Source organism: Arthrobacter oryzae, from assembly GCF_030812315.1.
GTDB lineage: Bacteria > Actinomycetota > Actinomycetes > Actinomycetales > Micrococcaceae > Arthrobacter > Arthrobacter oryzae_B.
On sequence record NZ_JAUSSM010000002.1, the window covers coordinates 135,544 to 148,253 of the forward strand.

At 63.1% G+C, this 12,710-nt stretch carries 15 protein-coding genes and 1 pseudogene; 10 read left to right on the plus strand and 6 right to left on the minus strand.

Annotation, left to right across the window (positions count from 1 at the left end):
• Window positions 1–39: 39 nt before the first annotated feature.
• Together J2S97_RS04010 and J2S97_RS04015 are read right to left on the minus strand one after the other, a co-directional pair.
• Window positions 40–825 (minus strand): TIGR03943 family putative permease subunit, encoded by a 786-nt coding sequence (locus tag J2S97_RS04010; protein ID WP_307046831.1) that lies wholly within the window; start codon window positions 823–825, stop codon window positions 40–42.
• The gene (locus tag J2S97_RS04015; protein WP_307046834.1) at window positions 815–1,876 is read right to left on the minus strand and encodes a permease; all 1,062 of its coding nucleotides are present in this window, start codon (window positions 1,874–1,876) and stop codon (window positions 815–817) included. Before J2S97_RS04015 ends, J2S97_RS04010 begins: the two co-directional genes overlap by 11 nt.
• A 546-nt stretch (window positions 1,877–2,422) precedes the next feature.
• Between J2S97_RS04015 and J2S97_RS04020 the strand changes: the two genes are divergently transcribed.
• Together J2S97_RS04020 and J2S97_RS04025 are read left to right on the plus strand one after the other, a co-directional pair.
• Window positions 2,423–2,686, plus strand: a complete 264-nt coding sequence (locus J2S97_RS04020; RefSeq protein WP_307046836.1) for a GlsB/YeaQ/YmgE family stress response membrane protein — start codon at window positions 2,423–2,425, stop codon at window positions 2,684–2,686.
• A 165-nt stretch (window positions 2,687–2,851) separates the two neighbouring features.
• Window positions 2,852–3,175, plus strand: a complete 324-nt coding sequence (locus J2S97_RS04025) for a hypothetical protein (RefSeq protein ID WP_307046838.1) — start codon at window positions 2,852–2,854, stop codon at window positions 3,173–3,175.
• Between the two features lie 7 nt (window positions 3,176–3,182).
• Here J2S97_RS04025 and J2S97_RS04030 read toward each other — a convergent pair.
• Both J2S97_RS04030 and J2S97_RS04035 read right to left on the minus strand, forming a co-directional pair.
• A pseudogene (locus J2S97_RS04030) lies at window positions 3,183–4,499 on the minus strand (flavin monoamine oxidase family protein); the annotation flags it as partial.
• Window positions 4,500–4,526: 27 nt separating this feature from the next.
• Window positions 4,527–4,880 (minus strand): cupin domain-containing protein, encoded by a 354-nt coding sequence (locus J2S97_RS04035; RefSeq protein WP_307046840.1) that lies wholly within the window; start codon window positions 4,878–4,880, stop codon window positions 4,527–4,529.
• A 123-nt stretch (window positions 4,881–5,003) separates the two neighbouring features.
• On the opposite strand from J2S97_RS04035, the gene J2S97_RS04040 reads away from it, so the two are divergent.
• The 4 genes from J2S97_RS04040 to J2S97_RS04055 all read left to right on the plus strand — a co-directional run bounded on the left by J2S97_RS04040 (window position 5,004) and on the right by J2S97_RS04055 (window position 8,049).
• Window positions 5,004–5,600, plus strand: coding sequence for a TetR/AcrR family transcriptional regulator (locus tag J2S97_RS04040; RefSeq protein ID WP_307046842.1), 597 nt, complete (start codon window positions 5,004–5,006; stop codon window positions 5,598–5,600).
• A 77-nt stretch (window positions 5,601–5,677) separates the two neighbouring features.
• Window positions 5,678–6,343 (plus strand): lytic transglycosylase domain-containing protein, encoded by a 666-nt coding sequence (locus J2S97_RS04045; RefSeq protein ID WP_373460492.1) that lies wholly within the window; start codon window positions 5,678–5,680, stop codon window positions 6,341–6,343.
• 71 nt (window positions 6,344–6,414) lie between these two features.
• Window positions 6,415–7,053, plus strand: a complete 639-nt coding sequence (locus J2S97_RS04050; protein ID WP_307046846.1) for a MerR family transcriptional regulator — start codon at window positions 6,415–6,417, stop codon at window positions 7,051–7,053.
• 9 nt (window positions 7,054–7,062) lie between these two features.
• Window positions 7,063–8,049, plus strand: a complete 987-nt coding sequence (locus tag J2S97_RS04055) for a hypothetical protein (RefSeq protein ID WP_307046848.1) — start codon at window positions 7,063–7,065, stop codon at window positions 8,047–8,049.
• On the opposite strand, the gene J2S97_RS04060 is transcribed toward J2S97_RS04055, so the two are convergent.
• Window positions 8,022–8,564 carry a dihydrofolate reductase family protein gene (locus J2S97_RS04060; RefSeq protein WP_307046849.1) on the minus strand — a complete coding sequence of 181 codons (543 nt, stop codon included), beginning with the start codon at window positions 8,562–8,564 and terminating at the stop codon, window positions 8,022–8,024. The genes J2S97_RS04055 and J2S97_RS04060 overlap by 28 nt on opposite strands.
• Window positions 8,565–8,774: 210 nt before the next feature.
• On the opposite strand from J2S97_RS04060, the gene J2S97_RS04065 reads away from it, so the two are divergent.
• The 4 genes from J2S97_RS04065 (at window position 8,775) to J2S97_RS04080 (ending at window position 11,989) form a co-directional block, all read left to right on the plus strand.
• A complete protein-coding gene (locus tag J2S97_RS04065; protein ID WP_307046851.1) occupies window positions 8,775–10,301 on the plus strand; it encodes an NCS1 family nucleobase:cation symporter-1 in 1,527 nt (508 codons plus the stop codon).
• A 182-nt stretch (window positions 10,302–10,483) separates the two neighbouring features.
• Window positions 10,484–11,254 (plus strand): hypothetical protein, encoded by a 771-nt coding sequence (locus tag J2S97_RS04070; RefSeq protein WP_307046853.1) that lies wholly within the window; start codon window positions 10,484–10,486, stop codon window positions 11,252–11,254.
• A gap of 142 nt (window positions 11,255–11,396) precedes the next feature.
• The gene (locus J2S97_RS04075; RefSeq protein ID WP_307046855.1) at window positions 11,397–11,693 is read left to right on the plus strand and encodes a hypothetical protein; all 297 of its coding nucleotides are present in this window, start codon (window positions 11,397–11,399) and stop codon (window positions 11,691–11,693) included.
• An 80-nt stretch (window positions 11,694–11,773) separates the two neighbouring features.
• Window positions 11,774–11,989 (plus strand): AsnC family protein, encoded by a 216-nt coding sequence (locus J2S97_RS04080; protein ID WP_373460493.1) that lies wholly within the window; start codon window positions 11,774–11,776, stop codon window positions 11,987–11,989.
• A 41-nt stretch (window positions 11,990–12,030) separates the two neighbouring features.
• On the opposite strand, the gene J2S97_RS04085 is transcribed toward J2S97_RS04080, so the two are convergent.
• The gene (locus J2S97_RS04085; RefSeq protein ID WP_307046859.1) at window positions 12,031–12,693 is read right to left on the minus strand and encodes a hypothetical protein; all 663 of its coding nucleotides are present in this window, start codon (window positions 12,691–12,693) and stop codon (window positions 12,031–12,033) included.
• Window positions 12,694–12,710 lie beyond the last annotated feature (17 nt).

The window sequence follows — 12,710 nt, forward strand, 5'->3', positions numbered from 1 at the left end:
TTGACCGGACGGGGACGCTTCCGTTGGGCCCCGGAGCGCTTAGTAGACATATGGCGAATCCGGCTCCGGAACAGGGGCGATGGAGTCCGGGACCATCACCAAAATCTCATTGCCGATCTGGCTGGGGTTAGTTCGGAAGCCACCGGAGACGGTCACCCAACTGTCGGTTTCGAACCGGTCCTGCCAACCCGGGGAGTAAACGGGTAGGCCGATTGGCTGGGCGTCCACGGCGCAGCATGTCACGACGAAGCGGGCCGCGAAGAACACGTTCTCCGGGTCGCTCTCGTCCGGCGTCACGAATCCGGTGACGGTTGCCGTCTTTCCGGCCAGAACGTCCTCCCCAACCCCCTGTCGCAGCAGGGAGATCCAGTCCTTCATTGTGAACGTTGTGTAGTCAGCGCCCACGAGTTCAACCGCCTCGTCCCTCGAAAGCGTCGAGGCTGAGCCGTTGAGGTCGCGCTGGGTGACCGTCGCACTGCTGAGCGTGGACGGGGGCAGGACCAGGAGTCCCACGACGGCGGCGGCGGCGATCAGTGTGCTTCCTGCAGCGCCCAGCCATCTCCAGTGGCGCTTGCCGGCGTCGGCGTTCCCGTGCCCTTCGGCGTACCCGTGCCCTTCGGCGTGCCCGTGCCCGTCGGGAACAACGACGAACGCGGCCAGCGCCAGTACCCCGGCGATCACGGCCATGATGATGGTGAACTCGAAGTACCGCGGGTGAATGTAGAGAGCAAGCCGCCCTGTGACGCCCAGCCAGAGCGTGGCAACGACGCCGATGATGCTCAGCAGCACGCCTAGCCAGCGGTCAAGAATCCGCCTATAGAACATAGTTGACCGCCAATCCGAGGACAGCGGAGCACAGTGCCACCACCATGGTGAGCTGCAGGAGTGTCTTCGCTGTGAAGGTGGTGCGAAGGAGGGCCAGCATCTTCACATCGATCATCGGCCCGAACACCAGGAACGCCACGATTGAGCCCGGCATGAACGTTGCGCCGAAGGACAGGATGAAGAACGCGTCCACGTTGGAGCACACTGCCACGACGAACGCGAGGACCATCAACGCCGCTACCGACCAAACCGGGCTGTTCCCCACTGAGACCAGGACGTCCCGCGGAACCCCCACCTGGATCATGCCTGCGATGCCGGCGCCGATGAACAGGGCAGGCATCATGGCGCCGGTTTCCCGGACGAACAACTGGACGCTGCGTCCCACCTTCCCCGCGGCCTGCCCGGAGTGGTCCTCCAGGGAACACTCCTCCTGGAACCGGGACGTCAACAGGACCTCGGGCCGGGGATGGCGGCTATAGATCCACCCGATCAGGTTGGCGATCAGGAAGCCGCCTGCAATCCGGGAAACGAGGATGCCGTTGTCCCAGCCGAATGCCTGCTGGGTGGTGATGATTGTGACCGGATTTAGGATCGGCGCGGCAAATAGAAACGTCATGGATTCGGAGACGGTCAGACCCCGGACCATCAGCCCGCGGGCCAGCGGAACGTTCCCGCACTCGCACACGGGAAGCAACATGCCCAGCAGGGAAAGGATGGGCCGCCTGAGCGCCGGACTCGCAGGCAGCCGGCGGAGCAGGAAGCCGTCCGGCAACCAGATCTGCACGCCGATCGAGAGAACGATGCCTAGGAAGACGAAAGGCAGGGATTCGATCACCACGCTGATCGACAGCGAAACAAAATCACGGGCAGCATCCGCCAGCCGGGAGCTTCCCCCTGCCGCGGGTGCCAGCATCCGGAGCGCCAGCAGTGCCGCGAAGACCGCCATTCCGATGATCAGCCCCACAACGGGCCGGCGCCGACTTGCGGGTAGCGGATGAGCGTGGGCGTCACGGGGCGCCTCGACGCGTTTGTCTATGGCTGGCACCGGCACGGGCACTCCCTACTGAGTCGCATCCGCCTGACCCCGGCACGGACGCGACTGCCAGGGACAGCCCATCGGCGGTCGGTGATCGACGGACACAGCGAAGCTACATTCCACAAAACACCGGACAGGACAGGGACTGACTGGGCCTGTTTGCCAGGCCCCGCCCGGTCCGGTGCGATGCCCCACTCTAGGCAGAGGACCGCGGGAGGCTCTTGAGTGGCTCCTACTTGATTTCTCACCCGCAACTACTCGTATCAAGGGCCTCATACGTATCAGGGTGAGCTTTCGGAACTCGACGATCGCTCGTGGCGTTCCGTCCCTCCCGGTGGGGATGCAGGGAACGGGAGCCGCCCGTCCAGGAAGCATGCACCGAACTGGAGCTCGCAACAGATGCGTACTGCTTGCCCCGCCGTGCAGGTAGTGGGTCATATATGCGGGTGATGGTTACTCGTGACGGCCCTGGATGCGGTCCTTAAACTAGGCGCACCGGCACCAGGCAGGGAATATGCCTCGTGGCCAACAGTACGATCGTCCAGCGGAAGGAAGTGTGTCATGGGATTTCTCGGATTTCTCTTGCTCGGCTTGATTGCGGGAGCCATCGCAAAGGCCATTCTTCCCGGAAGGCAGGGTGGCGGCTGGCTGCTCACGTTGGTTCTGGGCGTTGTGGGGGCGGTTCTTGGCGGCTGGATTGGCTCACTGATTTTCGGTGGCGGTCTTGGGGACTTCTTCGATCTCAGGACCTGGCTGCTGTCCATTCTCGGCGCTGTCATCGTGCTTCTCATCTTCGGGGCCGTCACGCGCAGAAGCCGCGTCTGATCCCGACCGCGGCCCCAAGGGGTTTCGGAATCTCATTCAGCTGTACCTTCGCAGCCTTGCACTAAAACGCTGCGGAGCAAAGGTCCTATCGTCCGCTTGACGTCAGGAGTAATCTGGACGGAATTAACCTTCGGGAAGCGACACAGGAAGGCGGTATCTGCGGGCATGAGCCTCAAGGACGAATGGGACCGGCTCGATTCCGAGACGCGGACATGGCTTCTCGAAAATCCGGGATGCCTGATCGTGCCCCGCGCCATGTCGGCCAAAATCACCAAGGACGCGCACGGCGATCTTACGTGTGACCCGCACGGACAGGTTGTCCTCTCTCGGGACGACCACGATTTCATCCGGGAGAAAGCGGAGGCCGCCGGAACAATCCGCGTCCCCGCCACGACCGAATACCAGTTCTTCGACACAGCACCCGTGCCTGTTATTAGGAGAACACCGCCGGGACGGCATGCCGCCGCTTCCCCGGACAAGGCTCAGTAGAGGCCTGTCACGAGAGGCCCTTGTCGTGGACGGTTCGGGCTGCTTCGAGGCCGCTTTCGATGGCACCGTCGATGAAGCCACCCCAGCCGTTGGCGTAGTCAGCTCCCGCAATCACCAGCCGTCCCTGTGGTTTCTGGAAGTCGGCGAGGGATTCCGTGAGAAACCCGGCCCGGTGCATCGGCCAGGTCTCCCCGGAGAGGGGGTCCGCCGTCCAGTCGTGGCTCGCGATGTCCAGGACTTCACAATCAGGCAGAAGTAGATCGAGGGCAGCCTGAACCTGCTTGAGGTTGCTTGCGTCCAGCCTCGCGCTATCCGGGCCAAAGGCGACCAGTATGCTGTCGCCATCCTGGTCGTACTCGGTCTGGGCGAAATTGAGCGGCCAGTCGGCGGATCCCAGCGCAACAAACGGCTTCCGCGTTCCTTTGATCGCGATCCAGGCCTTGATGCCCTTCGAGACCTGCCCTTCAGCGACGGCCTTCCTGCTGGAGTCCGGCAGCGGCGGCTCAAAGGAGATCCCGGGCAAGGCGCCCAGCGGAAGAGTGCAGATCACATGCTTCCCCCGGTACTTGGAGCCGTCCGCTGCCCGGACGGACACGCCGTCGTCGTGCTGCTCGACAGCAAGGACCGTGGTGCCCAGCCTAACATCAGTGCCGTCCGCCATGGCGATGATCAGCGCGCCGGTCCCACCCTGGATCTTGAAGGTAGCGCACGCTTCAAAGTTGACCATCCAGTCGCCGTTGGTCAACGCCACCCACCTGAGCGCCTGCGTGAATGCTGCGTCGTCGATGGGGCCGTTGAAGTTCAGGGCCCAGAAGGACTCGAGGATGTCCTTCGAATAATCGCTCACCGGCAGTTCTGCGATCTTCTTGGGCAACGACGTTGCGTCAATCCCGCTGACATCCGGGTTCGCAAACGGTGTGAAGGGTTCGGGGAAATACCGCCTCGAGTCCGCCACGAGTTTGCGGTTGGATGCATCGATTTCATTCAGGAGCTGCTCCGGGTCGCCCTGGTGGCGCTTGCCGTCACCCCACCAGTATGCCGTTTCGGGGACCGGGCTCTGCACGGTTCCCAGGCCGTACCGCTTCATTTCGGCCCAGACGTACGGCTGGGTCCAGTGCACCCACGTGCCGCCCATCTCCAGCGGGCGCCCCAGCTGGGTGTCCAGCCAGGTGCGTCCGCCAATGCGGTCCCGGGCTTCCAGGACGATTACAGTCTGGCCGGCATGGCGCAGTTCACGGGCAGCGGTGAGACCCGCAAAACCGGCACCGATGATGACGACGTCGGCAGTAGCGGTCGGGGTGGTGGTTTCAGTCATGACAAAGCCTTCTTGGTGGTGATTGTGGAGCCGGTATCAGGAGTAGACGAAGAACTCGGTGGTGGTTTCGACAACGGTCCACCGGGTCTGGGCGCCTTTGTTGAACGACGCCGCCGAGCCTGGCTTCAGGTCGAAGGCTTCACCGCCGACGACTTCAATGTGCAGGTGACCCTCGATGATGTGGATGGATTCATCCGCCTCAATGAGCAGGTCGAACGGTTCCGGAGCTTCCTCAGGGGTGACGTGCCAGAAGCCAGCGGAGAGGGCCGGGCGGTTTCCGTCCCCCGGGCGGCGTACCCACTGCACCTGCCCCAGGATGAACGGCTCGTATTTTTCCGGATCAAACGCGTCGTGCACGGTGAATTCGATGGCGTTCGTTGAGGTAGTCATGGCTACTCCTAAAAAAGGGACAAAAGGAAAATCAGCAAATGCTTAGTTGTGTGATGAATCACATCTAAGCATTTGCTTAGTCGGTTCGTCAATACCCTCTTCGGGACGGTTAGACTCGCTGATATGAATGGGTATTCTCACGCCGGATACGGCACCGGCCGGGAAGCGCTGCTTGCCGCAACGGTGTATGTCGTGGCACAGAAAGGCCTGCGCGGGCTGACATATCGCGCCGTGGCGGAACTCGCCGGTGTAAACAACACACTGGTTGCGCACCACTTCGGCAGCCGCGACGCCTTGATCGAAGCCGCGTTGGAGTGGTCCGTCAACCAGTCCATCGGCCAATCCGGGCTCGAATCCTTGCCCTCCACGGAGGACGAATTCTGCCGCAGCATCATGGAGCTCATCCGGGAAAATCCGGACATGCAGACCTTCCAGTACGAGATGATCCTTGAAGCCAGGAGGCGCCCGGAGCTGGCAAGGGCAGTCCGCCGCCTCTACGAGAGCTACATCGCCGCGTTGTCCAAAGGTCTTCGAAACCTGGGAATCAGCAACGAATACAAGGTGGCCCAGACGACTTTCGCCGCCCTTGACGGCCTCGTGCTCCAACTCATCGCCGGAGCCGACCCGGGCGATGTCGAACGCGCCATTCGCTATCTGTGGTCGTCCCTGCTGAAACCGGTGGATTCAGGTCTCCCCGGCCACTCTCCATGCTCCGCCTGAAGCGCCATGCAGTATTCTGCCTCGTCGCAATCTCTGTCCTAACCGGGCTCCTATTCTGGGCACGCCACCCGTCCGGTGTGCCAGCATTTTGGGACCAGTCCCCGCCGCCGCAATCAGGAGCCAAGCTCTCGACGCTGTCCAGCATCAGCGCCCCTGCCCTTGACGTCACTGAGGGTTCAATTGACGCCGAATGGCTGGCGCGCTCTGCGGCGCAGACCGGCATACCTGCCAGGGCGCTCCGGGCCTATGCAGCAGCGGCCGAATTGGCCAACACGACCGCACCCACGTGCCGGATCGGCTGGAATACGCTGGCGGCCATCGGCTTCGTCGAGTCAGCTCATGGAAGTCACGGAGGCGGAAGCCTTACAGCCGCCGGGCAGGCGAGCCAGCCAATTGTCGGGCCCAGCCTCAACGGGGACAGGTTCGCAGCCATCCCTGACACGGACGCGGGTGTTCTGGACGGCGATGCGCTCTGGGACCACGCCGTCGGACCAATGCAGTTCATTCCCTCGACCTGGCAGATGGCCGGGCGCGACGGGAACGGAGACGGGGTAGCCGACCCGCTGAACATCGACGACGCCGCACTCAGTGCCGCCTCATACTTATGCGCCGGCGGCCGTGACCTCACCACCGCGCGGGGATGGACGGACGCCGTCCTCGCCTACAACCAGTCCGACACCTATGTGCGCCAAGTGCGCGACCAGGCCACCGCATACGACGCTCAATCGCCCACGGCCGGCTGACTCCTCTGTGCCGACGCTCCACATCAACATGGACAGTTGAACTATCCGATAGTTATACTATCCATGTGCGAATGGCTGAATTGAGCAGGGCCAGCGGCATCCCGGTCGCAACCATCAAGTTCTACCTGCGCGAGCGGCTGCTTCCCGCGGGTGAGCGGACCGGGCCGAACCAGGCTAGCTACGGCGAGGAGCACCTGCGCCGTCTGCGGCTAATCCGCGGCCTCCTGGAGATCGGCGGACTCAGCGTTGCGACGGCCCGCGGCGTCATCGACGCGGTCGATTCGGAGCTTCCACTGACCCAGTCCTTCGGCGTGGCGCAACGGGCAGTCTCGGACAAGATAGATCCGGGCGACATCGACCCCGACGCGCTGGCCGGGATCGATCGGCTGGTTGAGGGCTGGCTCGTCTCCGGGGACAACCCTGGCCGGCTCGCCGCTGCCCAGGTCCTGCAGACCTTCGAGTCTCTGGGCCAGAAGGATGAACGGAGTTGGTTCTCCCGCTATGCCGCCGCGGCCCTGCTGGTCGCCGAGGCCGACCTTGACCAGGTCGAGGCCCAGGCCAGCCGTGAGGACATGGCCGAAACCGTAGTCATCGGCACCGTGTTGGGCGACGCTCTCTTTTCCGGGCTTCGCCGTGCAGCGCAGGAGCATGTCTCTACCCTGCGTTATCCCGTTCTACCCGAGCCCGACCCCACACCCACCCGGGAGTGAAAAATGTCCATGACCGCACCCACTTCATTTCCTGCCGTCCAGACCCGCTGGCACCGCCCGCTTCTCTGGCTCAGCCTCGCGATGGCAGCCTCGACACTCGTAACCCTGGCGGGACTGATCTTCGACCCCCGGCTGCTGGACGGGGCACCCCTCTGGGCCAAGCCCTTCAAGTTCTCCACGTCCATCCTGATCTATGCCGTGACGTTGTCCTGGTTACTGGGCCAGCTGCCGCGCCGGCGGCGGCTGGCCTGGTGGGCCGGCACGGTCTCCGCCGTCTTCCTCGCACTGGAAATGGTCATCATTGGGGGAGCCGCGGCGGCGGGCAACACGAGCCACTTCAACGTCTCCACGCCCCTTGCGGCCAGCCCCTGGTCCGTCATGGCCGTATCGATTGTCATCGTTTGGCTCGCGGCACTGCTCGTGGCGCTGCTGCTCTTCAGGGCTCCGCTCGGTGACCCCGCGCGTTCCCTGGCGATCCGCGCCGGGCTGATCGTCGCGCTTATCGGAATGGGGCTGGCGTTCCTCATGACAAGCCCGACGGGGGATCAGATCAACAGTTTCCAAGGCATCGCAGGTGCCCACACGGTGGGCCGTCCCGACGGCGGTCCAGGCCTTCCGGTGCTGGGCTGGAGCACCGAGGCGGGCGACCTCCGCGTGCCCCATTTCGTGGGAATGCACGCCCTCCAGCTCATCCCGCTCGCAGCCCTGTTACTCGAACTTGGTGCCCGCCGCATTCCGCTGTTGCGGGCCGCCAGGATGCGCTTGGGACTGATCTGGATCCTCGTCGTGTCCTATCTGGGAATCCTGGCGATCCTCACCGTGCAGGCCCTGGCCGGGCAGTCAGCCGTGCGCCCTGGCGCGGCCGTCATGACTTGGGGCGTGACTCTGCTCGCGGCGGCGGGCCTTGCCGCCGTCGTCCTCATCAGCGGTGGGCAACGCCAGGCTGCGAAGGTGGTTCCGGAAAGCGTTCAAGCAGAAAGCCGTCTCAGCGCATAGTTGAGCAGCACGATGCCGGAGGGGTAGGAGCGGCACTCCAGGAGCTCGAGCTTCGTCCATCGGCTTATCCTTCCAAAGAATGGCACCCCGCCGCCGAGGATCACCGGCACTACCGCGACGCCGAGTTCATCCAGCAAGCCCAACTCGATGAATTCCGTCACGAGCTGGCCTCCTCCAAAGACGCAAATATCCTTGTCGGCGGGGATGGATGCCTTGATACGGCCAACCAGGTCTCCCAGATCGCCTGAAAAGAGTTGGGTCTTTCCCGCAGTGGCAAGCGTTTGATCATGGGTGACAACGTGGGTCGGAACCGCAGAGCTCCCGCCGCCGCCCATTCCGGCGACTTCACGGTAGGTATTGGCCCCCATCACGTAGGCGCCGGTCCTGAGCTCGGCCGCAGCAAAGCCGTAGTCCTCATCCTTGGCCATGGCATCGTTCAGCCACGACGAGTCCCCGTTCTCGGAACGGATGTATCCATCGAGGCTGACCGCCATTCCGCCGAAAACGGTGCCCATGAACGCAGACGCTATCCACCCCCGTCTCCACGGTCAAGACCAGCACCCCGGGATCAAACCCGCCAACCATCCGAGGCGAGGGGCCAGCTCGATCTATTTCCCCGGAGCCAAGCTGAGTATATTGGCACCAACAGATGCGCCATCGGATCCCATGCTGGCAAGGACGTCGGACTTCGGTCAGCGTGTGAACGTTTGGGAAGCGAGGAGTAGGTGTCTCACGTCATTCCGCCGGGGGCCAGCAGCCGCCTGTATAACGAAGACCTCGCACCGACCGAACATCGCACATGGGGTTTCTATTCACTGTTTGCGATGTGGATGTCGGACATTCATTCGCTCGGCGGCTACACGTTCGCGGCGGGGCTCTTCGCGCTGGGCCTGGGTGCCTGGCAGGTGTTCCTTGCCCTGGTTGCGGGGATTGTGATCGTTTTTGTCCTGATGAACTTCTCCGGATACGCCGGCCAGAAGACCGGAGTTCCGTACCCCGTGCTCGCCAGGATCTCGTTTGGAACGTTCGGTGCCAACCTTCCCGCCCTGCTTCGTGCCCTGGTCGCTATTGCCTGGTACGGCATCCAGACGTGGCTGGCCTCCCGTGCCGTCATTATCATCGCCCTCAAGATCTGGCCCGAACTGCAAGGCCTGACCGAGAACAATTTCCTGGGCGAATCCACCCTGGGCTGGCTGGCCTTCCTGTTGATGTGGTCGCTCCAACTTCTTCTGCTTCGAAACGGCATGGAGACGATCCGGAGGTTTCAGGACTGGGCCGGTCCGGCCGTCTGGGCGGTGATGGGCCTGTTGGTCGTTTACATCCTGGTCAATGCCGGGTGGAAGATTTCCCTGGACCTGCCTGGAGGTACCGCGGAATGGGGGGTCACACACGCCTTCTTCGCCGCCGTGGCGCTGACGGTGACGTATTTCTCCACCCTGATGCTCAACTTTTGCGACTTTTCCCGGTTCGCGCCTTCCCGCAAAGCAGTGCGGACGGCGAACCTGTGGGGGCTTCCGGTGAACTTCATCGCATTCTCCGTGGTTTCCGTCGTTGTCACCGCCGGAACATTCACGGTTTACGGGGAGTACATCTACGACCCGGTAGAGATCGTGGGGCGAATAGACAGCATTTGGGCGCTTCTGCTTGGTGCGGTCACCTTCGCTGTGGCAACGCTGGGGATCAATGTGGTGGCAAACTTCGTTTCCCCGGCTTACGACCTCGCGAACGTCTGGCCCGCGCGGATTGATTTCAGGCGCGGTGGCCTGATGGCCGCAATGATCGCCCTCGTCATTACACCCTGGAACCTGTTCAACAGTCCGGTGGTGATTAACCTCTTCCTCGGAGGGCTCGGGGCGCTTCTCGGGCCGCTGTTCGGGATCATCATGGTTGACTACTACGTGCTCCGCAGGCAACACGTGCTGGTTCGGGACCTGTTCAGGGAACAGGGGTACTACACGTATACGGGCGGCTGGAACCAGAAAGCGGTCATCTCGTTCATCGTCTCGGCCGTTCCGGCGGTGGTCTTCGCCCTGGTTCCGTTATTTGGCGCCCTCTCGGCGTTCTCTTGGTTCATCGGAGCAATCGCGGCGGCCGCGGTGCATTACCTGATCTCCCGCAACGACACGAGTCTGGCCGAATCCGTCGCGGCCGCTGCCGCCGAAGAGGCCGATCCGGGCGCGCCATGGACGCATGTTCCCGGACGCGGAGAGCCAGGGGAGGCTTCGGGAGGCCGGGGGACAGGGCGTAGCTGATGCCGACGGCGGCGGGCGGCCTCCAGCGGAGCCGGCCGCCGTCTGCGCGCCGCGACATTCAGCACGTGCAGTTGCAGGCCAAATACCCTGATCTGTCATTAGACTCGGGCCATCAGTTCACGTCGGGGGCCGTGGAAGTGTGCCCTGACGGTCCGTGCAGCACCGACTTTGCAGAGGCTCACATGGCAACCAGGGATTCAGTGGAGGCGTTGCCTCCCGTCATCGTTTACGCCGCGCTGAACCCGGGTGTGCCGATACGGGAAACTTCCGTGGCCCCGATGCTGAACGCCGGCCTCACGGCCGCTGAAGCAGCCGGGGTGACCGGGCCGATAGCCGAAAAGAATGGCTGGAACTGGGGAACGAAGTCGGCCGCGGCCATGGCGCCCCTGCTGATCGCGTTCAACCTCCTGTGTGCACATTTCTTACCGGGGTGGCTGGAGACCTTGCCTCAGTGGGCGGTCTATGAGTATCTTTTCGGGCTGGTGCCGGCGTTCGCGTTGGCGGGGTTCGTGACGGCCAGGATCCGGCGTGGCCGGTATCGGCGCTGGCTCCTGAGGGCTCAAGAGGTGGGGGCAGAATATGGGGACAGGCTTGTTTACATGGGCGACGTTGAGGGCGAAAATCTCGAACTGACTTCAGCGCTGATCCAGCGCGTACTGAAAGCCAGAAACGCCCTTCTGACCGGGCGGGCCGTGGCCGGTGAATCGGAAGCGAAGGTCTTGGCTGCCCTGTCAACGCTCGCCGAGTACCTCACGCACCCCGTTCCGCAGCCGCTTCCGTCAACGGCCGGGATGCTGTTCAGTGCCATCCGGGAGTTGGAGGATCGTCAGACGGAAACAGCGGAGTCGCTACGCGGGGCGTCCCGGCGAATGCTGGCGGCTCTGGACGATCTGGAGTTCCTGGCTGGCACGGCGAGGGGCAGCAGGGCTGGGATGACTGCGGGCCACCGTTGATTGCACGACTGCGGCTGCAGCGCGGAGCGTCTGCTGAAATCCGAGCATGGCCGCGGCGGGCAGCACCATTGGCCCGGACTTTCATAGGTTCTCCACAGGGCATTGTGGATCGGTTCACAAGGTGCGGCATCATGATCGGGTCATGAGGCTTTGGAGAAAGAACGTAGTACCTATGCTCGCAGCCCTGGCTGCTGTTCTCATGGCTGCTGCTGGCGCCTCCGGGGTGGACCAAATGGCAAACACCAAGGTGACGAATGCGGACTCAGTCATCATCCAGGCTGTCGTTGCGGACGGCCAGCCGTCGCTGCGCCATTTGGTTATTGGCGGCCTGGCGGAGGGAGCCCTTCCAGGAGGTTTCCCGTACGACGAACCGCGTGATGAAAGGGACGACGAGAACTATCAGGAAACACTTCGGATTGGGCCGGCCACCCCGGCTTAGCTCGGGTTGCAGAGGGCGTCATGGGATTTCTCGGTCAACTTATGTTGACGGCCACCCCTGCGTCAACTAATGTTGACGCCATGGAGGTGGAGCGGATGAAAACACTGGTGGCATCGATGGACGGGAAGGGCCCCGCTGAGGCCCTATATGCTGTAGCGGAACTGCAGAAGGAAGTCGGACGCAGCGAAGCTACCCTGGTCCGTAAGGCCCGGCAGGCGGGCTTATCCTGGGAGGCGATCGCGCTGTGTCTTGGGGTCAGCAAGCAGGCTGTCCACCGCAAGTACGGAAAGAAATAATTTCAAGATCAGGCCGAATCAACTCTTGACTATGGGCGGCCTCACTCCGCCCGCGGCGCACCTTCGAAGCGGACGGCGTCAACAGCGATCACAGCAACCGAGTGCTCCGCTGGCCGCCAATAGACGGTCAAATCGATCACAGCGGGCGGATGCGAGGAATCGAACAAGACATTACCGGTCAGGTCGCCGTGGATGATCCCAGGAGGATCTAAGACCTGCCGCCGGGCGCTCACCAGGTCTGCGACGTGGGGAGCGGCGACCGGCGGACCGCCGTCGTCTACGCCCCAAGCGAAGCGGTCAGCCCTAGCCCAGGCGTGATTTCGCATGTCGACAAAGTCCGGCCGCTTTGCTTCAGCGAAAAGCGGGGCGAATTCACGGGCAATTTTCGCGAGTTCCAACCATCTGCCCGGCTGATGTTCGCCGGCGAGATACGGGAATGCCGTCCAGCCGTCAACGATCAATTTCCCCGACGTGCTCCTGATCGGGAGGCTCAGGCGCAGGGCACCGCCGACGCTGTGTTCACGTGCGACTTCGTCCAGCCAATGCAACTCGTCGGGAAGCCCGTCAAGGGGCTTCAGCGTCACATCGCCGATCCTCCAAGCCGTTCCTTGGCCGCCCTCAGGCTTTAATGCGGTCCCGGCGGCTCGGAACTCAGTTTGGGTCTCGTTCGATGGGCCCACCTGATCACTGTAGGAGATGAACATCCCGGGCCGATCTGCCA